This window comes from Allobosea lathyri (assembly GCF_900108245.1).
GTDB lineage: Bacteria > Pseudomonadota > Alphaproteobacteria > Rhizobiales > Beijerinckiaceae > Allobosea > Allobosea lathyri.
Genome location: NZ_FNUY01000004.1, coordinates 75718 through 95328, shown reverse-complemented (window position 1 = coordinate 95328; position 19611 = coordinate 75718). Strand labels below are relative to the sequence as shown.

At 64.6% G+C, this 19611-nt stretch carries 21 protein-coding genes; 18 read left to right on the top strand and 3 right to left on the bottom strand.

The window, feature by feature from the left end:
• The 7 genes from C4S73_RS10985 (at position 1) to C4S73_RS28210 (ending at position 6031) form a co-directional block, all read left to right on the top strand.
• The gene (locus C4S73_RS10985; RefSeq protein ID WP_103872547.1) at positions 1 to 324 is read left to right on the top strand and encodes a DUF4387 domain-containing protein; all 324 of its coding nucleotides are present in this window, start codon (positions 1 to 3) and stop codon (positions 322 to 324) included.
• 44 nt (positions 325 to 368) lie between these two features.
• On the top strand, positions 369 to 1436 hold the full coding sequence (locus tag C4S73_RS10980) for an ABC transporter ATP-binding protein (protein ID WP_103872546.1): 1068 nt from the start codon (positions 369 to 371) through the stop codon (positions 1434 to 1436).
• Between the two features lie 88 nt (positions 1437 to 1524).
• A complete protein-coding gene (locus tag C4S73_RS10975; RefSeq protein ID WP_103872545.1) occupies positions 1525 to 2376 on the top strand; it encodes an ABC transporter permease in 852 nt (283 codons plus the stop codon).
• Positions 2376 to 3185 (top strand): ABC transporter permease, encoded by an 810-nt coding sequence (locus C4S73_RS10970; protein WP_244595553.1) that lies wholly within the window; start codon positions 2376 to 2378, stop codon positions 3183 to 3185. The genes C4S73_RS10975 and C4S73_RS10970 overlap by 1 nt, the downstream gene beginning before the upstream one ends.
• Before the next feature lie 59 nt (positions 3186 to 3244).
• Positions 3245 to 4465 carry a CaiB/BaiF CoA transferase family protein gene (locus C4S73_RS10965; protein WP_103872544.1) on the top strand — a complete coding sequence of 407 codons (1221 nt, stop codon included), beginning with the start codon at positions 3245 to 3247 and terminating at the stop codon, positions 4463 to 4465.
• Between the two features lie 7 nt (positions 4466 to 4472).
• Positions 4473 to 5624 carry a thiolase family protein gene (locus C4S73_RS28215; protein WP_160115727.1) on the top strand — a complete coding sequence of 384 codons (1152 nt, stop codon included), beginning with the start codon at positions 4473 to 4475 and terminating at the stop codon, positions 5622 to 5624.
• Positions 5621 to 6031 carry a Zn-ribbon domain-containing OB-fold protein gene (locus C4S73_RS28210; RefSeq protein ID WP_160115726.1) on the top strand — a complete coding sequence of 137 codons (411 nt, stop codon included), beginning with the start codon at positions 5621 to 5623 and terminating at the stop codon, positions 6029 to 6031. The genes C4S73_RS28215 and C4S73_RS28210 overlap by 4 nt, the downstream gene beginning before the upstream one ends.
• Positions 6032 to 6333: 302 nt before the next feature.
• Here C4S73_RS28210 and C4S73_RS10955 read toward each other — a convergent pair whose 3' ends face one another.
• The gene (locus C4S73_RS10955) at positions 6334 to 6996 is read right to left on the bottom strand and encodes a GntR family transcriptional regulator (RefSeq protein WP_103872542.1); all 663 of its coding nucleotides are present in this window, start codon (positions 6994 to 6996) and stop codon (positions 6334 to 6336) included.
• Positions 6997 to 7158: 162 nt separating this feature from the next.
• Between C4S73_RS10955 and gabT the strand changes: the two genes are divergently transcribed.
• From gabT to C4S73_RS10900, 11 genes are all read left to right on the top strand, one after another.
• Entirely contained in the window at positions 7159 to 8514 is a 1356-nt protein-coding gene (gene gabT, locus C4S73_RS10950) for a 4-aminobutyrate--2-oxoglutarate transaminase (RefSeq protein ID WP_103872541.1), read from the top strand.
• A gap of 7 nt (positions 8515 to 8521) precedes the next feature.
• Complete coding sequence (locus tag C4S73_RS10945) at positions 8522 to 9499, top strand: aminopeptidase (RefSeq protein ID WP_103872540.1); 978 nt, start codon at positions 8522 to 8524, stop codon at positions 9497 to 9499.
• Positions 9499 to 10272, top strand: a complete 774-nt coding sequence (locus C4S73_RS10940) for an enoyl-CoA hydratase/isomerase family protein (protein WP_103872539.1) — start codon at positions 9499 to 9501, stop codon at positions 10270 to 10272. The genes C4S73_RS10945 and C4S73_RS10940 overlap by 1 nt, the downstream gene beginning before the upstream one ends.
• A 25-nt stretch (positions 10273 to 10297) precedes the next feature.
• On the top strand, positions 10298 to 11497 hold the full coding sequence (locus C4S73_RS10935) for a CaiB/BaiF CoA transferase family protein (RefSeq protein WP_103872538.1): 1200 nt from the start codon (positions 10298 to 10300) through the stop codon (positions 11495 to 11497).
• Between the two features lie 70 nt (positions 11498 to 11567).
• Complete coding sequence (locus C4S73_RS10930) at positions 11568 to 12806, top strand: ABC transporter substrate-binding protein (RefSeq protein ID WP_103872537.1); 1239 nt, start codon at positions 11568 to 11570, stop codon at positions 12804 to 12806.
• Positions 12807 to 12820: 14 nt separating this feature from the next.
• Positions 12821 to 13696 (top strand): branched-chain amino acid ABC transporter permease, encoded by an 876-nt coding sequence (locus tag C4S73_RS10925; protein WP_103872536.1) that lies wholly within the window; start codon positions 12821 to 12823, stop codon positions 13694 to 13696.
• A gap of 4 nt (positions 13697 to 13700) precedes the next feature.
• A complete protein-coding gene (locus C4S73_RS10920; RefSeq protein ID WP_103872535.1) occupies positions 13701 to 14606 on the top strand; it encodes a branched-chain amino acid ABC transporter permease in 906 nt (301 codons plus the stop codon).
• Complete coding sequence (locus tag C4S73_RS10915) at positions 14606 to 15367, top strand: ABC transporter ATP-binding protein (protein ID WP_103872534.1); 762 nt, start codon at positions 14606 to 14608, stop codon at positions 15365 to 15367. Before C4S73_RS10920 ends, C4S73_RS10915 begins: the two co-directional genes overlap by 1 nt.
• A complete protein-coding gene (locus tag C4S73_RS10910) occupies positions 15364 to 16104 on the top strand; it encodes an ABC transporter ATP-binding protein (RefSeq protein ID WP_103872533.1) in 741 nt (246 codons plus the stop codon). Before C4S73_RS10915 ends, C4S73_RS10910 begins: the two co-directional genes overlap by 4 nt.
• A 14-nt stretch (positions 16105 to 16118) precedes the next feature.
• A complete protein-coding gene (locus C4S73_RS10905; RefSeq protein ID WP_103872532.1) occupies positions 16119 to 17483 on the top strand; it encodes an amidase in 1365 nt (454 codons plus the stop codon).
• A gap of 60 nt (positions 17484 to 17543) precedes the next feature.
• A complete protein-coding gene (locus C4S73_RS10900) occupies positions 17544 to 18194 on the top strand; it encodes a TetR/AcrR family transcriptional regulator (RefSeq protein WP_103872531.1) in 651 nt (216 codons plus the stop codon).
• Here the strand turns inward: C4S73_RS10900 and C4S73_RS10895 are convergent.
• Both C4S73_RS10895 and C4S73_RS10890 read right to left on the bottom strand, forming a co-directional pair.
• Positions 18157 to 18711 carry a gamma carbonic anhydrase family protein gene (locus tag C4S73_RS10895; protein WP_103872890.1) on the bottom strand — a complete coding sequence of 185 codons (555 nt, stop codon included), beginning with the start codon at positions 18709 to 18711 and terminating at the stop codon, positions 18157 to 18159. The genes C4S73_RS10900 and C4S73_RS10895 overlap by 38 nt on opposite strands.
• 70 nt (positions 18712 to 18781) lie before the next feature.
• Positions 18782 to 19525 carry a FadR/GntR family transcriptional regulator gene (locus C4S73_RS10890; protein ID WP_103872530.1) on the bottom strand — a complete coding sequence of 248 codons (744 nt, stop codon included), beginning with the start codon at positions 19523 to 19525 and terminating at the stop codon, positions 18782 to 18784.
• Positions 19526 to 19611 lie beyond the last annotated feature (86 nt).

Sequence of the window (19611 nt, the reverse complement as noted above, 5' to 3'; positions counted from 1 at the left end):
ATGAACCCGCGCCCGCTCAAGGATCTCGCGGACATCGTCCGCAGCAAGAATGCCGGCCCCTATCGGATCACCTTCGACATCCTTTTCAAGGACAAGGCGCGTTATGAGGCCGTCCGCGACACTGGCGCCATCAATCCGGCATCGGTCGCGGCGGCCTATGGCATCGACGTCGCGCAAATCTCGTCCTTCTTCGAAATCGACATGGCGAACGCGATCAAGATCACGATCAAGCGGCCGCGCGCGCAGGGTTCGGCCGGCGATGGCGACATGTATGGCTGCCAGCATCATGTGCCGCTGATGCGGATCGACATCCCGGCATCATAGCCGACGGAAGGCTTCACGCGTCCGCAGAACGATTGGGAGATCGGATGTCCGACGGCTTCATCAGGGTGGAACGGCTCGTCAAGCGCTACAGCGATCTCGTCGTCCTCGACGACATCTCGCTGGACGTTGCCGAGGGCGAGTTTCTCGCGCTGCTCGGCCCCAGCGGCTGCGGAAAGACCACGCTTCTGCGGTCGATCGCCGGCTTTGTCGACATAAGCGGGGGCGACATCGTCATCGACGGGCGCTCGGTGAAGCATCTCCCGCCCAATCGAAGGCCGGTGAACACCGTTTTCCAGAATTATGCGCTGTTTCCGCATCTTACCGTCGCGCAGAACGTTGCCTTCGGGCCGCGCCGCGCCGGTGTCTCGCCGAAGGATATAGCGGCGATCGTCGATGAATCCCTGACGACCGTGGGCATGGCGACATTTGCCGGGCGCTTTCCCTCGCAGCTGTCCGGGGGGCAGCAGCAGCGCGTGGCGCTTGCCCGCGCCATCGCCAACAAGCCGAAGGTCCTGCTGCTGGACGAACCGCTCGGAGCGCTCGACCTCAAGCTCCGCAAGCAGATGCAGATCGAATTGAAAAGCCTGCAGCAGAAGCTGGGCATCACCTTCATCTTCGTGACGCATGATCAGGAAGAAGCGCTGGTGATGGCCGATCGTATCGCGGTGATGGATGCGGGGCGCATCGCGCAGATCGGCCGGGGGCGCGACATCTATCATGCGCCGAGCGAGCGGTATGTTGCCGACTTTATCGGGGACGCCAATCTCATCTCCGCAACCGTCGCTGCCGACCGGACGCTTGTGGTGGCGGGGCTTTCGATTCCAGCCGGCCATGCCGCCCCTGCCGGTGCCGAGGTCACCTATCTGCTCCGGCCGGAGGCCGTGACGCTGACGTGCGAAGAGCCGCCGAAAGCCTCCGGCGGGATCGTGGTTCGCGCCAAGGTCAAGGATGTGGTCTTCATCGGCGGTGCTGTCCGTGTCTATGCCGTGACCGACGGTGGCCAGGAGTTCATTGCACAGCAGACTGCGCTGGCGGGGGCGACCGAGTTCGGCAGGAACGATGCCGTCTTCCTGTCCTGGCACTGCGACAGCGGCCAGGTCCTGACGAAATGAGCGCTCTCGTGGAGCTTGGGTTGGGCCCCCCGACGGCATACGGCACGCGCCGCTTCGGCCTCCACTGCTGGTCCGTGGAGATGCCGCGATGAGAATCCGGAACGGTTGGGCTGCGCTTCTGCTCGGCGTGCCGCTGGCCTTCATGGCCGCGTTCTTCCTGGTGCCGTTCGTCGTCGTCGTTGTCGCGAGTTTCCAGAACGCGGCCGGCGAATGGAGTCTGGCCAACTATGCGCGCATCCTGGCCGACAGCTACTATCCCAACGTCCTCTACACCACGTTCAAGCTGTCTCTGCTTGCGACGGTGGTCTCGTTCCTGATCGGCTATCCGATCGCCTATTACATCGTGAATGTCGTGCGCAGCCGCGCCGGCCGGCGGCTCTGCTACATCCTCGTGATCATGCCGCTGTTCACGAGCAATATCGTGCGCTCGTTCGGCTGGATCATCCTGCTCGGCCGGCAGGGGATCGTTAATGCGACCCTGGTGACGCTGGGGCTGACCGAGCGTCCGATCCCGATCCTGTTCACCGAACTGAGCATCGTGATCGGTCTCACCTACATCCTCGTGCCCTTCATGGTGCTCACCGTGGCGGGAGTGCTGCAGACGATCGACAAATCCCTGGTCGAGGCATCGCTCGACCTCGGCGCCAGCCGGTTCGTCACCTTCGCGAAGGTGACGTTCCCGCTCAGCCTGCCCGGCGTGATCGCGGGCTCGCTCATCGTCTTCACGCTCGCCGTCAGCGCCTATGTCGTTCCCAGCATCATGAGCGGCGGACGAACCGTGGTGATGGCGATGTCGATCTTCGAGCAATACGGCTCCCTGTTCGACTTCAACTTCGGAGCGGCCCTCGCGGTTGGCCTGCTCGTCGTGACCCTGATCCTGATCGCGCTTTCCCTGTTCTTCATCGAGCGGCAGCCGTCAGGCCGCCAGGCGGTGCAATGATGATGACGGTCTCCGAGCGCATCGGGCGCGCCTGTCTTGTGATCGTGGTCTGGGCGGGACTTGCCTTCCTGACCCTGCCGCTTGCCATCATCGTGGCTGTCTCGTTCACGGAGACCGAGTATCTGAAGTTCCCGCCGCAGGGCTTCACCTTCCGCTGGTACGAACGCTTCCTCGCCGACAGCTCCTATCTTGAATCGATCGGGCTAAGCGCGTCGATCGCCTTCGGCGCCACGGCCATAGCCGTGCTTATCGGGGTGCCGGCCGCGCTTGCGATCACGCGCAGCTCGCTTCCTGGCCGCGGCGTCGTCAACGCCATCTTCCTGGCCCCGCTCATTCTGCCGACCATCGTGATCGGCGCGGCGCTGCTGCAATATGCCAGCGCGCTCGGTTTCGCGCGCAGCTACGCGGCCCTGCTGCTGGGCCATGTCGTCATCGTCGTGCCCTACATCCTGCGAACCGTCCTCGCCTCGCTGGCGCGGTTCGATCAGTCGCTGGAGGAGGCGAGCCTCGATCTCGGCGCATCCGGGGTCTCGACCTTCTTCCTGGTGACGCTGCCGATCATCAAGCCCGGCATCGTTGCGGGCGCGCTCTTCGCCCTGATCATCTCCTGGATCAACGTCGAGCTGAGCATCTTCAACTCGACCGCCAGCCTGATGCCGATCCCGGTGAAACTTTTCAACTACGTCCAATACGCCATCGATCCGATGGTGGCGGCCATCTCCGCGGGGACGATCTATGTCGCGATCGTCGCGGTGGTGATCCTCGATATCTTTGTCGGGATCGATCGCGTCGCAGCCTCCCAGAAATAGCTCGATATTTCGCCGCACCCGCGCGGAAATCGACCCGCGCGCATCATCACAGGCCGATCATGACACGAACCACGGACTCTGCCCTGCCATCCCAAGGCGCGCTCGGCGACCTGAAAGTGCTCGAACTCGGCTCGATGCTGGCGGGGCCGTTCGTCGGCTCGATGCTGGCCGATTTCGGCGCCCGCGTGATCAAGGTCGAGAAACCCGGCAAGCCGGACGCGTTGCGCGAATGGCCGCCGCACAAGGACGGCGCGGCGCTCTGGTGGAAGACGATGGCGCGCAACAAGCACACGGTCACGCTGGACATCTCCCGGCCCGAGGCACGCGAGCTCGCGCTCAAGCTCATCGGCGAAAGCGACATCGTGATCGAGAATTTCCGACCGGGCACGCTCGAACGCTGGGGGCTGTCCCCGCAGGAATTGAGCGAGCGCTTTCCCCGTATCGTCTGGGTGCGCGTCAGCGGCTGGGGGCAGACCGGCCCGAACAAGGAGCAAGGCGGCTATGCCACGATCGCCGAGGCCTTCTCCGGCCTCGCCTCCTTCACCGGCCATCCCGACAAGGGGCCGACGGTCTCCGCTTTTCCGATGGGCGACTATCTCGCCGGCGTCTTCGGCGCTTTCGGAGCGCTCGCTGCGATCCATCGCCGCGAGTTGACCGGAAGGGGACAGGTCGTCGACGTCGCCCTGTACGAGCCATTGCTGCGGATCATCGAATCCGTCGTCGTGCGCTTCGACCAGACCGGCCAGAAGAAGCCGCTTCTCGGCAACCAGATGGAAGAGGATGTCCCGCGCAACGTTTATCCGACGGCCGATGGCGGCGCGATCGCCATCAGTTGCGGCTCGCAGCGCATCTATGAGGGGCTCGTGGCTGCGATGGAGCGGCCCGACCTCAAGACCGACCCGCGCTTCGGCTCGATGGCCGACCGGGTCACGCACCGGGACGCGATCGATGGCGAGGTGGCTGCCTGGCTCGCAACGCAGAACACCGACGAAGCGCTCGCCAAGCTGGTCGCGCAGAAAGTCGTCGCCGGTCGGATCAACGATATCGCCGATGTCCTGGGCGATGCGCATGTCGCGGCTCGCGAGGCGATCAAGACGCTGGTCGACGATCAACTCGGCCCCCTGCGAATGCCGGCGCCTGTACCCAAGCTGAGCGACACGCCCGGCACGATCCGCTGGACCGGCCGCGACCCGGGGGCGTCGAACGACGAAGTGTTCGGTGGCTGGCTCGGCCTGTCCCGCGACGACATGGACGCGCTGCGGCGCAGCAACATCATCTGAGGCCGACATGACAACGAGCAGCATCGGAATAACCGGATATGGCCAGACGGCCTATGAGAAGCGGACGAGCCGCACCCTCTTCGCGTTCCTTGCCGAGGCCGGCCAGAAGGCGCTCGCTTCGGCGGGCCTGTCCTTTGGGGATGTCGATGGACTGGCGATCTCCTCATTCGAACTGCCGCCCGACAACACGGTGACGACGGCCGAGCAGTTCGGCCTGTCGCTGTCCTGGGCGTATCTGGGCACGGCGGGCAGCGCCGGGCCCGTCGCCAGCGTGATCAATGCCAAGCACGCGATCGAGACCGGACAGGCGACGACAGTGCTTTGCATCGCCGGCGACAATTACGATGTCGGCGGTCACTTCAAGCTGATGGATAATTTCAGCCGCGGTCTGCGCAACTACGGCACGCCGCTCGGCTTTGGCGGCGCGAACGGTCTTTTCGGCATCATCCAGCGCAAACATGCGGAAACCTACGGCACCCGCCGCGAGGATCTGGGCCGGATCTCCGTCGACCAGCGTCGCAGCGCGCAACAGAACGAGCACGCGCTGCTGCGTGGGCCGATGACGATCGACGACTATATGAACGCGCGGGTCATCGCCGACCCGATCTGCCTCTACGATTGCGTGCTGCCCTGCGCCGGAGCCGAGGCTGTGATCGTGACCACGCTGGATCGCGCGCCGCCGGGCAAGGGCGTCCGGATTTTGTCCGGCTTCGAGCGGCACAATCATCCGCCGATGGAGATCGCGCCCTTGCGCGGCGGCTGGGAGACCTTCGCCGACAAGCTTTACGCCAAGGCGGGCTATGGCCCGCAAGACATGGATTTCGTCCAGGCTTACGACGATTACCCGATCATGGTCGCCATCCAGCTCGAGGATCTAGGCTTCTGCAGGAAGGGCGAGGTCAGCGCGTTCCTGGCGGCCAACAGCTTCTCATGGGAGGGAACCCTGCCGCTCAACACCGGCGGCGGGCAGCTGTCCTGCGGCCAGGCTGGAATCGCCGGCGGACTGCTCAGCGTGACGGAAGCCGTCCGGCAGCTTCGCGGGGAGGCGGTCGGGCGTCAGGTCGCCAAGGCCCGGCGCGGGCTCGTCGCGGGTTATGGCATGGTCGGGTACGGCCATGGCCTCTCCGCCAGCAGCATCATTCTGGAGGCCGTGCAATGACGCAGAAACCCAATTATCCGCAGCCCTATGAGGATGAGGACAATGCCACGTTCCTCGCCGGATGGCGCGAGGGCAAGCTCCTCCTCCAGCAGGCCCGGTCCGGCGGGCAACCCTTCTTCTATCCGCGCCTCCTATGCCCCTATACCGGCTCCAGCGATCTCGTCTGGATCGAAGCGTCGGGGCGCGGCCACATCGTGTCCTTCTCGCTGATCACCCGCCCGAACCACCCCTCGTTCAACGATGAGGTTCCGATCATCCTGGCCGAGATCGCCCTGGAGGAGGGCGCGACGCTGCTCGGCCGCGTCATTGCCGCAGACGCGACCGCAGTGAAGAGCACCGCGAAGGTGGAGACGCTGCCGCTGCCGGACGCAGCCCGTTATCCCCTGCCGACCTTCCGTCTGGCATAGGGTTTCAGGACAAGCGATGCGTCATTTCAGAGACCGCTGGCTTAAGCGGTTTGTCCCGTCAGGGCATCGACTTTCGAGATCGCGCAGGGTGACAGGCTGAAGACCATCTCGCGGTTTTCGACAGGAGGCATCGCGATCGCCTCCGTGCATTCGCTGATGTACGGGCGCTTGCCGCGGATTCTACGGACCTATGCCACGTTGCACCCCATAACCCGGTCGAGATTCTCGACCGGACCAGCATCCTCGCCATCGAAGTGGGGCGCTGGCGCCGGCGGAGTTCGTCCTGCATGTGCAGGCGCCGTCTAAAGCACGTAGTCCTTGTAGCGTTCGATATATTCGCGCGCGCTCCGGTTCAGCTCCCTTATGCGCAGTTCGGCTTCGTCGGCGTCGCCACGGATCATTGCCGAGAGCACGGCCCGATATTGAAGTATGCCCATCTGGGCGCGGCCGGGTAGCAGCGCCACGCGGCGGATCGTGACGCGCGTGCGGTCGTAGATCCGCTCGATCAGATCGGTGAGCACCGGATTCTGGGCGGCTTCCGTGATCCGGGCGCGAAATGTTTCGATCGCCTCGACATGGCGGTCGATGTCGCCTGCCTTCAGGCTTTCCTCGAAGGACGGGCCGAAGAGCTCGCTGATATCGTCCCAATCGCTCGTCTTCGAGTTCAGCGTCGCCAATCTGACGGCAAGGCCGTCCAGGGCTTCGCGGACCTCATAGAGGCGATAGGTGGTTTCCATATCCACCGCCGCGACGATCGCGCCCTTATTGGGTTCGCGGGTGATCAGGCTGCGGTCTTCCAGGGTTGCCAGCACCTCGCGCGCCTTGGCGCGCGGCAGATCATAGGCCTGGGCCAGATCCTCTTCGGGAATTCGCGTGCCCGGGCTGATGGCCCGCGAGGAAATCTTCTTGCGCATGTCGGCGATGGCGCCCTCGACAGTCGCCGCCTTTCTCTTCGGCCTAGGCATTATGCAACCCCATGGTGTGTGTGCCTTCCGAATAGAGCGGCTGAGCGGATAGATCAATCGCTTCGACAAAAGATTGTACAATCGATTGCAATATAGTTGACACAAAGTGATGTGCGCGCTTATGTCCGGCCATGGCGATTGGACGCCGGGGAGGAAAGCCGCATGAGGCTGAAGCAGGAATTGGCAGTGCCGGGCCCGCAGTGCATTTCGATGCTGGAGCGGCGCAATGCGGCCGTGGCGCGTGGTGTCGCGAACGGGCCGCCGGTCTTCGCTTCACAAGCCTCGGGCGCAAAGCTGACTGATGTCGACGGCAATGCGTTCCTGGATTTCGCTGGCGGGATCGGCACGCTGAATGTCGGCCATGCCCACCCGGACGTGGTGCAGGCCGTGAAGACGCAGGCCGACCAGTTCCTGCACACCTGCTTCAACATCGTGATGTATCCCGGCTATATCGAGCTGGCCGAGAAGCTCATCGAGCTCGTTCCCGGTTCATGGCCGAAGAAGGTCATGCTCCAGACGACGGGTGCCGAGGCTGTCGAGAATGCGATCAAGGTGGCGCGCAGCGCCACGGGGCGTCAGGCGGTCATCGCTTTCGAGGGCGCGTTCCACGGCCGCACCTTCATGGCGCTGTCGCTGACGGCGAAAGCCCCCGCCTACAAGAGCGGCTTTGGGCCGTTCGCGTCGGAAATCTACCGCGCCCCATTCCCGATCCTGTATCGCTCCGGCCATGAAAGCGAGGAAGCCTGCAGCGAAGCCGCCTTTGCCGAATTCGCGCGCATGGTGGAGATGGAGATCTCGCCCGACGCGGTTGCCGCCGTAATCATCGAGCCGCTTCAGGGGGAGGGCGGCTTCCACGCTGCGCCCACGCCTTTTCTCAGGAAGCTGCGCGATTATTGCACTGAGCATGGCATCGTGCTGATCGCCGACGAGATCCAATCCGGCTTCTGCCGCACAGGCGAATGGTTCGCGACCGAGCATTCGGGCATCGAGGCCGACCTTTACACGCTCGCCAAATCGATGGGCGGAGGCATGCCGATCGCGGCGCTGGTCGGGCGTGCCGATCTCATGGACACCCCCCGGGTCGGTGGCCTGGGCGGGACCTATGGCGGAAATCCGCTCTCCTGCGCTGCGGCCCTGGCCACGATCGCGGTGATGCAGCGCGACGATTACCTCGAGAAGGCCCGGCGTATCGGCGCCATTGTCGAGGATCGTTTCGCTGGCTGGGCGCAGCACTATGCGGTTGTGGGCGATGCCCGTGGCCTCGGGGCGATGCGGGCCGTCGAGATCGTGCGGGATCGCAAGTCGCACGCGCCGGCCGGAGACCTCGCCGCCCAGATCGTCGAGGAGTGCTATCGCAACGGCCTCATCCTGGTGAAGGCCGGCTTCCACGGCAACGTCATCCGCTTCCTGGGGCCGCTCTCGATCGAGCTGGCGGATCTGGAGCGAGGCCTCGACATTCTCGGCGAGGCGATCGCCGCTGCCGACCGTCGCGCCAGCCCGATGGCAAAGAGCGCCTGAGATCGACATGAACACACTTCTCAAGCTGAAAAACGCGCGCAAGGTCGTGAAGCTGCTCGGCAATGCCGGGCCCGACAGCCAGGTTCTGGTCCTGTACGATCTCTTCACCGATCATAATGTCGAGGCGCTGGCGATCGCCCTGTCGGAGGTCGGCGCCGGCGTGCACCTCATGCAGATCGAGGGCTCGTCGCGGCATGGAGGCGGGCTTTCGCGGATCACCGCGGATGCCATGAAGGCCTCGGATCTCGTGATCGGGCTGACGCGCGCCAACATCGCGCACACCCAGGCCCGCCAGGAGGCGACGCGCGCCGGTGTCGGTGTCATCGTGCTGCCGGAGTCGCATCAAAGCGACTTCTTCCTGGCCGAGGGCTGGGAAGCGGATTTCGTCGCCCTGCGACCGCGCATCGAGAGCCTGGCCGAGGCCTTCACCCAGGCCGATACTGCCCGCGTCACCAGCGCTGACGGGACCGACGTGACCATGAGCATCGCCGGCCGGCGCGGCCGGGCGCTGCATGGCTTCGCCAACACCGTCGATATCTCGGCCGGATACTGCCTGGAGGCCAGCCTGGCTCCAGTCGAGGGCACGGCCGAGGGCGTCATCGTCGTCAATGCCAGCATTCCCGGCGTGTCTCTGATCCGCGAGGAGCCGGTTCGCATCCATATGGAGAAGGGCATGGCCGTCGCGATCGAGGGCGGAGCCGAGGCGCGCCAGTTCAGCGACCTCCTGAAGAGCTTCAACGACCCGCTCGTCTACAATCTCGGCGAACTCGGCGTCGGCATGAACCCGCACTGCGTTCTCGACGGCACCATGCTCTCCGATGAGAGCGTCTATGGCTCGATCCAGCTCGCGCTGGGCACCAGCGCCTATATCGGCGGCACCGTGAAGGCGGCGGCGCATTACGACACGATCCTGACCGACGCGACCCTTGAGCTGGACGGCCGCGCCGTCCTGCGCGGCACCGACCTGCTGCTGGAGCGCGCCTGATGAGCATCGAGGTTTCGCGCGACGGGAAGGGCGTCGTCACGGTCCTGCTGAACCGTCCCGAGAAGCGCAATGCTTTCACGATGGAGATGTACCAGGCGTTCGGTGCGGCCTTTGCCGGCTTCGAGGTCGATGACGACGTTCGCTGCGTCGTCGTCCGGGGCGCCGGCGGCCACTTTTGTGCCGGCAGCGATATCGGTGGTTTCAGCGACGATCGCGACGGCCGTCGGCAGGCCCGCGACTATGCCGATTTCACGCTCGAAATGACCGACCGGCTGAAGAACCTGCGGCATCCGACCGTGGCCTGCATCGAAGGCGCCTGCGTCGGCGGCGGGTTGGAGGTCGCCTCGATGTGCGACATCCGCATCGCGGCGCGCTCGGCGCGCTTCGGCGTGCCGATCAACCGGATCGGCATCACGCTGGACTATCGCGAGCTCGAGGACATCGTTGCGGTCATCGGCCATTCGGCTGCGCTCGAAATCCTGCTCGAAGGTCGCATTTTCGGAGCAGAAGAGGCCTTGTCGAAAGGGCTCGTGACCCGGCTCGCCGATGACGAGGCTGTCGCCGCCGAAGCCCATGGCGCGGCCGATCGCATCGCCGCCGGGGCGCCCCTGGTCAATCGCTGGCACAAGAAATTCGTCCAGCGCCTGCGCCAGGGCGGCCCGCTGACCTCGGAGGAAAGCGACGAAGCCTATGCGTGCTTCGACACCGAGGACTACCGGCTGGGGCGGACAGCCTTCGCCCAGAAGATCAAGCCGGCCTTTGCCGGGCGCTGACAAGAACATGACAGGCAGAGTTCCAATGAGCAGCCATCCGTCGCCGATCACCGGCATGAAGGTCCTCGATCTCTCGCAGATTATGGCGGGGCCTTACTGCACCATGGTCCTCGCCGATCTCGGGGCCGAGGTGATCAAGGTCGAGAAGCCCGTCACGGGCGACGATTCCCGCGAGATGGGCCCCTATGTGAACGGCGAGTCGACCTGCTTCGCGCAGATCAACCGCAACAAGGAGGGCATCTCCCTCAATCTGAAGGACCCGCAGGCGCGCGACATTCTCTACGACATGGTCCGTTGGGCCGATGTCGTGGTGGAGAACTACCGGGTCGGCGTGACCAAATCGCTGGGTGTCGACTACGAAACCCTGAGCAAGATCAATCCGCGCCTGATCTACTGCTCGGTGTCCGGCTACGGCCAGACGGGCCCGTATTCGCGCAAGGGCGGTTTCGACCTGGTGGCGCAGGGCCTGACCGGCATCATGAGCATGACCGGAGAGCCCGATGGCCGCCCGCTCAAATCCGGCATCGCGATCTATGATGTCGGCGCCGGTCTGACCGCCGCCTATTCGATCATCGCGGCCCATGTCCATCAACTCAAGACCGGCGAAGGCCAGCATATCGACATCTCGCTGGCGGAATGCGGGCTGCCCTGGTTCATCTGGGAGGCGGCCGCCTATTTCGCTGAGGGCACTGTGGCCAAGGCGACGGGCAGCCGTCACCGGGTTTCGGCGCCCTATCAGGCGCTGCGCACGGGAGACGGCTTCATCGTCATCGGCGCCGCCAACCAGCGTACCTGGGAGAAGCTTTGCCGCGACGTTATCAATTGCCCGGAGCTGATCGCCGACCCGCGTTTCTTGACCAATATGGACCGGCTCGAGAACATCACGGCGCTCGAGCCGCTGCTCGAAGCGGCCTTCGCCTCAGCCGATGCGGCAACCTGGATCGCGCGTTGCGAGGAGGCCAGCGTTCCCTGCGGCCCGATCAACGACTTCGGGCAGGCGATGAACGACCCGCACTATATCGCCCGCGGCATGATCGAGGAGATCGAACATCCCAAGCTTGGCTCCATGCGGATGATCGGCATCCCCACGAAATTCTCGAAAACGCCGGGAGCGATCCGAAAGGCCGCTCCCCTGCTCGGCGAAGACACGGACACCGTCCTGCGTCGGTTCGGGGTTTCGGACGATCAGATCTCCGGCCTGCGAGATCGCGGCGCCATTCAGTGAGTTGCCTTTTCGGGGCACGCAACCGCCCCCAACAATAAAAAAACGCCAAAAACCAACACAGGGAACGATGATGAAACAGCCTTACGATTTGTCACGGCGCGGCTTTCTCGTCTCCGGGACGGCAGCCGCCGCCCTGGGCGCACTTCCAGTCCCCGCTCTTGCGCAGGGCGAGCCGGTCTTCCGGCTCGGCGCGCTCAATTCGATCACCGGCATCGGCGGCCCCTATGGCCCTTACATGCTGGAAGCGATCAAGCTCGCGGTCAGCGAGGTGAATGCCGCCGGCGGTGCTGCCGGCCGCAAGTTCCAGCTCTTTGCCGAGGACGACCAGACCAAGCCCGAGGCCGCAGTGCTTGCGGTCAAGAAGCTCGTCGAGATCAACAAGGTCGAAGCAGTCGTTGGCATCTGGCCGTCCTCGGTCGGCCTTGCGACGATGCCGATCACCAACGACGCCAACGTCATCACGATGAACACCTGCGGCGCGCCGGAGATGCTCACCGAGAACAAGAAGGGGCTCGCCTGGATGTTCCAGGCCTCCAACGCGATCTTCGGGAATGCCTTCGCCGAGGTTGCGCGGCGCCGCGGCTTCAAGCGCCCGGCCGTGATGGCCTTCAACAACTCGACCTTTGTCGGGCAGGCCAACTACTTCAAGAATGCCTGGGAGGCCAATGGCGGCAAGGTCAGCGCCTTCGTCGTCTACGAGCCCAACCAGAGCAGCTATCGCACCGAACTGGCACGCGTCCTCGCCACGAAGCCGGATGTCATCTCACTCAGCGCCTACCGTCCGGATGCCACGATCATCCTCAAGGAATGGTACCAGAGCGGGCAGGACTGCAAGTTCATCATGCCCGGCTGGACGGCCAATGAGGACCTCGTCAAGGCGCTCGGCAAGGAGGCGACCGAAGGGCTCATCTCGATCTCCAATGTCGCGGCCGAGCAGCATTCCGCCTTCAAGCATTTCGCGGGCGAGTTCAAGAAGATCACCAAGCGCGAACCGGACATCTTCGCCGCGCAGAGCTACGACATGGTGATCACCCTTGCTCTCGCCCTCGAAGCCGCCGGGGCCAAGGCCGACATTGCCGCCATCAACGACAAGATCCGCTCGGTCACCGGCACCGGTGGCACCAAGGCGAACTCCTTCGTCGAAGGCCGCGACATCCTGCGGAAGGGCCAGAAGGTCGATTATGACGGCGCCTCATCGCGCCTCGATTTCGGCAAGCAAGGCGAAACGGTACCCGACTTCGGCGTGTTCGACATTCAGGATGGCAAGCTTGTCCTGAAAGAGACCATCCCTGGCCAGTTGCCGGCGTAGGGAAGGTCGCAGCCATGGATTGGATCTCGATCGCAAACGCGGTCATCAACGGCGTGGTGATCGGGATGCTCCTTGCCTTGCCGGCACTGGCGATCACGCTGGTGTTCGGCATCGCGCGCTTCCCCAATGCGGCCACGGGCGACTACATGACCCTGGGCGCCTATACGACCATCGCCTCCCAGATGTTTCTGGGCGGCTCCATCGTGACAGCCGTGCTGGGCGCGATGACGATGACGGCGGCCGTCTCGCTGCTGATGTATTTCTGGGTCTTCCGGGCGCTTGCGGAGCGTTCCCACGTGTCCCGCCTGATCGCTTCGATCGGCGTTGCCTTCGCGGTGCGCAGTTCGATCACCTTCTTCGCCGGGCAGGACCAGTATGTGGTGGACCTGCCGCTGGTGCGGGCCTGGAACTTCGGCGGAATCCGCATCCTGCCGACCGACCTCTACATCGTCGGTGCGGCGCTCGTCGCGCTCCTACTCGTGTTCTGCGTGATGTATCTGACGCCGACGGGCCGCCGCATGAGGGCGATCGCGGACAGTCCCGAACTGGCTGCGGCGAGCGGCATCCGCGCGCGCCGGGTGATGATTTTCCTCTGGGCCGTGGCCGGGGCCTTCTGCGGGCTCGGCGGCGCGCTGCTGGGCATCAAGGCCGTGGTTCTGCCTGAGCTCGGCTGGGAACTGCTGATGCCGATGTTTGCCGGCGTGATCCTCGGCGGGATCGGCAGTCCTGTCGGCGCGGTGCTGGGCATCGTGACCTTCAGTATCGCCCAGGAAGTCGCGACCCTGTTCGTGGGCCCTGCCTACAAGGTCGTCCTCGCCTTCCTGATCCTTCTTTGCGTGCTGCTGATGCGACCGCAGGGAATGTTCGGCCGTCCGATTGCAGCGAGGTGATGCCATGGAAGGCTATTTGATCGCGATCTCGATCAGCGTGCTGATCTATCTGCTGATGGCAAGCGGGCTGGCGCTGCAATACGGCTTCACCGGCCTGGTGAATTTCGGGCATGTCGGCTTCTTCGCCATCGGATCCTACACCTCGGCGCTGCTTGCACTCAAAGGCGTGCCGATCCCGGTTTCGCTGGCGGCGGCCACGGCTCTGGCGGCGCTTGCCGCATACCCGCTGGGAATGGTCTCGCTGCGACTGGGCGGCGACTACCTGGCCATCGTGACGCTCGGCTTTTCCGAGGCGGTGCGCATGACGCTGCAGACGGAAGAGTGGCTGACGCGGGGCATGCACGGCCTGCCGGGCATTCCGAGGCTTTTTGCCGGCTGGGTCGATCCGAAGATGATCGATCTCTGCATCTTCCTGCTGCTGCTCGCGGTCTGCGCGGCGGTCTTCCTGCTGATCCATCACATCATCCGCAGCCCGTTCGGCCGCGTGATCGAAGCGATCCGCGACAATGAGGTCGCTGTCCGGGCGCTGGGCAAGAACCCCGCGCAGTTCAAGACGCGGTCCCTGATGATCGGCGCGGGAATCGCCGGTCTCGCTGGCGGGCTTCAGGCCCACTACCTGACCTTCATCAGCCCCGAGCAATACGTCCCGCTCATCACCTTCTATATCTGGATCGCCCTCGTGCTGGGCGGCGTGGGCTCGCTGCGCGGCGTCATCATCGGAACCGTCCTGCTCGTCGGCTTTCTCGAAGGCTCGCGCTTCCTGCGCGACATCTTCACCGGCGTGTCCGAGGTGCAACTGGCGAGCGTGCGCATCTGGATCATCGGCATGGCGCTGATCTGCGTCGTGCTCTACCGCCCGCAGGGCCTGTTCGGGAAATCCTCCGGCAAATCCGCAAGGGGGAGCAACTGATGGCGCTCCTTTCGATTACCGACATCACGGCGCGCTTTGGCGGATTCCGTGCCCTCGACAGCGTCTCCCTCGAGGTCGGCGATGGCGAGCTGGTCGGCTTGATCGGCACGAACGGCGCCGGCAAGAGCACGCTGTTCTCGGTCGCGACCGGCTACATCCCGGCGGGCTCCGGCAGCGTGGTCTTCCAGGGCGAGGACATCACCAACGTGCCGGTTCATCAGCGCGTGCGGCGCGGCCTCGCCCGGACCTTCCAGGTGCCGCGCGAATTCAGCCACATGACGGTGTTCGACAACATGATGGTGGCGGCGCGTGATCAGCGCGGCGAGAAGCTCGCGGCCCTGGTCTTCTCCAGGCACGCGATCCGGCAGGAGGAGGAGCGGCTGGCCGAGCGCGTGCGCGAGGTGATGGCCTTCCTCAATCTTGCGCGCGTTTCGGACGAACTTGCCGGCAAGCTTTCGGGCGGCCAGAAGAAGCTGCTCGAGATCGGCCGGCTGCTGATGCTCGAACCCAAATGCATCCTGCTCGACGAGCCCTTTGCCGGCGTGAACCCGGTTCTGATCGAGCAGCTCTGCGACCGGATCGTCGAGCTGAACAAGCGCGGCATCGCGGTGCTGATCATCGAGCACAATCTCGCCGAACTCGCCCGCATCGTGCCGCGTCTCTACGCGATGGATCGTGGCCGGGTCATAGCCAGCGGCACGCCCGATGCCGTTCTCGCCGATCAGGGCGTCCGCGAAGCCTATATGGGAGGGGTCATATGAGCCTTCTGAAAATCGCCAACCTGTCGGGCGGCTACGGCGATGTCGACATCATCAGCGGCATCGACATGGACGTTGGCGCCAAGGAGATCGTCACGATCGCCGGCACCAATGGCGCGGGCAAATCGACCCTCATCAAGGCTGCTATGGGGATCCTGCCGCGCATCTCCGGCACGATGGTCTTCGACGGCATCGACCTGATGAAGCTGCAGATCGAGGATCGCGTCCGCATCGGCATTTCCTACGTGCCGCAGGTCCGCAATGTCTTCGGCACCCTGACGGTGCTGGAGAACCTGCAGGTCGTCGAGCACGCGCCGGCCAAGGCCGCGCGGATCCGCGACATGTTCGATCTCTTCCCCGCCTTGGCGGGGCGGCGCGGCACCTATGCCGAGAACCTCTCCGGCGGCGAGCGCCAGCAACTCGCTTTCGCGCGAGCCCTGATGTCCTCGCCACGCCTGATCCTGCTCGACGAGCCGTCGGCCGCGCTGTCGCCGGCGTTGACCGACCAGGTCTTCGAGGAGGTCAAGCGGCTGCCGCAGGCCGATGTTGCCGTGCTCATGGTCGAACAGCGCGCGCGCCAGGCGCTCGCCTTCAGCGATCGCGGCTACATTCTCGATGCCGGCCGCATCGTCCTATCCGATACCGGGGCAAATCTGCTCGCCAATGAGGAAATGGGAGACGTCTATATCGGACGCGGCCAGGTCCAGGCGGCGCCCCAATCCCCATCCTCGCATATCTAGAACAGGACAGGTCCATGGACATCTCTCCCGTCGCTACCCATCCCCAAACCACCCAGCCCGTGAAGGCCAAGCGTCCGGCCGCCTCGGCAACCGCCACGCTCACTGTCGCAGGGGGGCTGCGCGCGCTCGAACAGGGCACGCTGACCTGCGAGGCCTGGGCACGCGCCTGCCTCGATCGCATCGAGGAGCGAAATAGCGGCGTCAAGGCCTGGGTCCATGTCAACGCCGAGGCCGCCCTTGCCCATGCGCGCACGCTCGACCGGACCGGACGCCGCCGCATGTTCGACGGTGTCCCGCTCGGTCTCAAGGACACCATCGACACCGCGGACATGCCGACGGAACTGGGCGATCCCGCGATATTTCCGGGCCGGCAACCGAAGGCCGATGCGCCTGTCGTCACGATGGCGCGCAATCTCGGCTTCACCATCCTGGGCAAGAACACCGTCTCGCGGCACGCCATCATGCTGCCGGGGCCGGCGCGCAACCCCCATGACCTGACGCGGACTCCCGCTGCGTCGTCCGCAGGCTCCGGCGCCGCTGTCGCCGACTTCATGACTCCGATCTCTGTGGGCACCCAGACGGCCGGCTCGATCCTACGGCCGTCCGCCTTCTGCGGCGCGGTCGGCTTCAAGCCGACGCTTGATGCCATCCCCTATCTCGGTATCCGCACCTATTCGCGCCCGCTCGACGTCATCGGGCCGATCTGTCGCTCGGTGGAAGACGCGACGTTGTTCATGCATGGCTTCACCGGCGATCCGCGTTTCGACGCGACGACGCCCGTGCGGAGCGACATGCGCGTCGGCGTGTGGCGGACGAAGGATTTTGACAAGGCGGATCCCGCGGCGCTGGCGATCTTCGAGGACAATCTGCGCAAGCTGGAAGCGGCCGGCGCAACTGTCCGCTCGCTGGTCATGCCCGCGATCTTCGAGACCATCGGCGAGGCGCAGGACGTGATCATGGCCTTCGATCTGGCGCGCGAATATGCCGACATCAAGCGCGATCATGCCGACAAATGCGATCGCGAGCTGATCGCGTATCTGGAGCTCGGCGAGAGCTACTCGGCGAGCGATTATGCGCGTGCGCTCGATGTCGCAGACGCCTGCCGCAGGGCTTTCTACGATCTCGCGCGCGATTTCGACGTCCTGGTCATGCCCTCGACGCTGGGCGAGGCGCCCGAGGCGGCCAGCACCGGCAGCTCGGCCTTCATCCGGATCTGGTCGTTGCTGCACAACCCCTCCATCACCCTGCCTGTGTCGCGCGGTCCCGCCGGATTGCCGCTCGGTTTCCAAGTGGTAGGCTGCGTGAAGGAAGATGCACGCCTGCTTTACTGGGCACGTTGCATCGAGGCGACCCTGGGAAGCACGGCCCATATGACCTGACCGGTAGCAGGCTGCGTCGTCCGGCTGGCACTCGCGCTGGATCCAGTGCACAAGCGGCAGATGGCGACGAGCTTTAGGCAGGAGCAGCAGGAGAGCGGCAGGGATGCGATCGTTCGCACCGCGACGCTGCTCTTCGGCGGGCGCGGCTATCAGGGAGTGAGCATGCGCCTGCTGGCGCAGCAACTCGGCATCACCGCGCCCAGCCTCTATCACCACTTCTCTTCGAAGGAGGCGCTGCTCTTCGCCGTCCTCGAAGACAATCAGCGCGACTTCCTCGCAACGACGGAGGATGCCGTCGCGAAGGCGCCTTCCGAGCCGAGGGGGCAGCTTGCGGCCCTCGTGGCTTCGCATGTCCGCTATCAGATCGAGAAGATCGAATACGCCCGGGTCTATGATCGGACTTTCCTGGGAATGGGCCCGCTCGTCGAGTTCCTGTCGGATGAGCAGCGCGACGTCATGCGCGCGCTGCAGCGCCGGCACACCGAAAACCTGCGCCGCGTCATCCAGCAGGGTGTCGCGGCGGGCGAGTTCGCGGTCGAGGACGTCTCGATCGCAGCCTTCGCGATCATTTCCATGTGTGACGGTGTCATCACCTGGTATCGCGCCGAGGGTCGGCTCTCGATCGAGGCGACCGCGGACCTTTATGCGAGCATGGCCCTCGGTCTTGTCGGTGTCAGATCTGAGACGAAAGACCCGCCGGCTCGTCGATAGCCATCTCCGCCAGGAAGCGCCGATGGTTGGCGACATACTCTGCCGCCGTCTCCGCGATGTCCCGAACCTCCTGCTCGGTCAGTGACCGCACCGCCTTGGCCGGCACGCCCATGATCAGCGAGTTCGGATCGAACTGTTTGCCCTGGGTGACCAGCGCGTTGGCGCCGACGATGCAGTTTTTTCCGATGACGGCGCCGTTCAGAACGGTTGCACCCATGCCGATCAGGACATTGTCGGCGATCGTGCAGCCATGCAGGATCGCACGGTGTCCCACCGTGCAGGCTTCCCCGATCGTCAGCGGCGAGCCGGCGTCGACGTGGAGCACGGCTCCGTCCTGAACATTCGAGCCCGCGCCGATCGCGATGCGGTCATTGTCGCCGCGAATGACCGCCCCGAACCAGACACTGGCGTCATCCCCGACAACGACGTCGCCGATGATCGAAGCGTCGGGCGCGAACCAATAGCGGCCCGGCTGCGGAAGGGTTGGGCGCAGAGAGCCCAGAGTGATGACCGGCATGGTTTGTCCCTGGAAGATGTCGGGTTTGGAAGGCGTGGTGCTGGCTTGCATCCGCCCGCACTGCTTGAATCTAGAGGCCGACCGAGAGGCCCAGTCGCTTGGCAGCGTTCATGACGTGCCGTCGCGCGGCGCTGCGTGCCGCCTCGACGCGCTGGTCGGCAATGTTGTCGTAGATTTCCCTGTGCTCGGCGAGGACCGCCTCAGGCCGTCCGACATAGGAGGAGGAGTTCAGCCGGGCGATCCGGATGGAATTCTTGAGCTGGGCTCCGAGAAGATCGACGAGTTCGAGAATGAAGGCGTTTCCGGTCGCCCTGGCGATCGTGCTGTGAAACGTGAAGTCGGCGTCGATGCCGTCATTTCCGTCGCGAATATCTGCATCGATGGCGTCGAGGCAGCGGGAGAGATCGCGCAGATCGTCGTCGGAGCGCCTCAGGGCCGCATAGCCCGCCGCATCGCCCTCGAGCGTGAGGCGCAATTCGAAGACCTGTGAAAGCTGCTCCCGATTGTTCTCGATCTCGCGTGGATCGAGCCGGAACGATCCCGCCGGGCGCAGGCTTGTGACGAAGGCGCCGCTGCCCTGGCGGCCGTCGACCAGCCCCTCCTGCTTCAGCCGCGATATGGCTTCCCTGATCACGGCTCTGCTGACGCCGATGGTTCGAGAGAGCACGAGTTCTGTCGGCAATCTCTGCCCGATCTCGAATTCGCCGTCGCCAATGCGCGCGGCCAGATCGCTCGCGATCTGCTCGGCCAGGTTCGGCCGCCGCAAGGAGCGGCGCATCTCTGCAGGTGCGGGTTTTGCGTGTTTGAGAGTCATTCCTGTTCAGCCAGTATCAAAGAAATATTTGTCAGGCAAATATATCGTGGAGGCGATCGTCCTGCCTCCCGGGCGTGTGGTTTTGC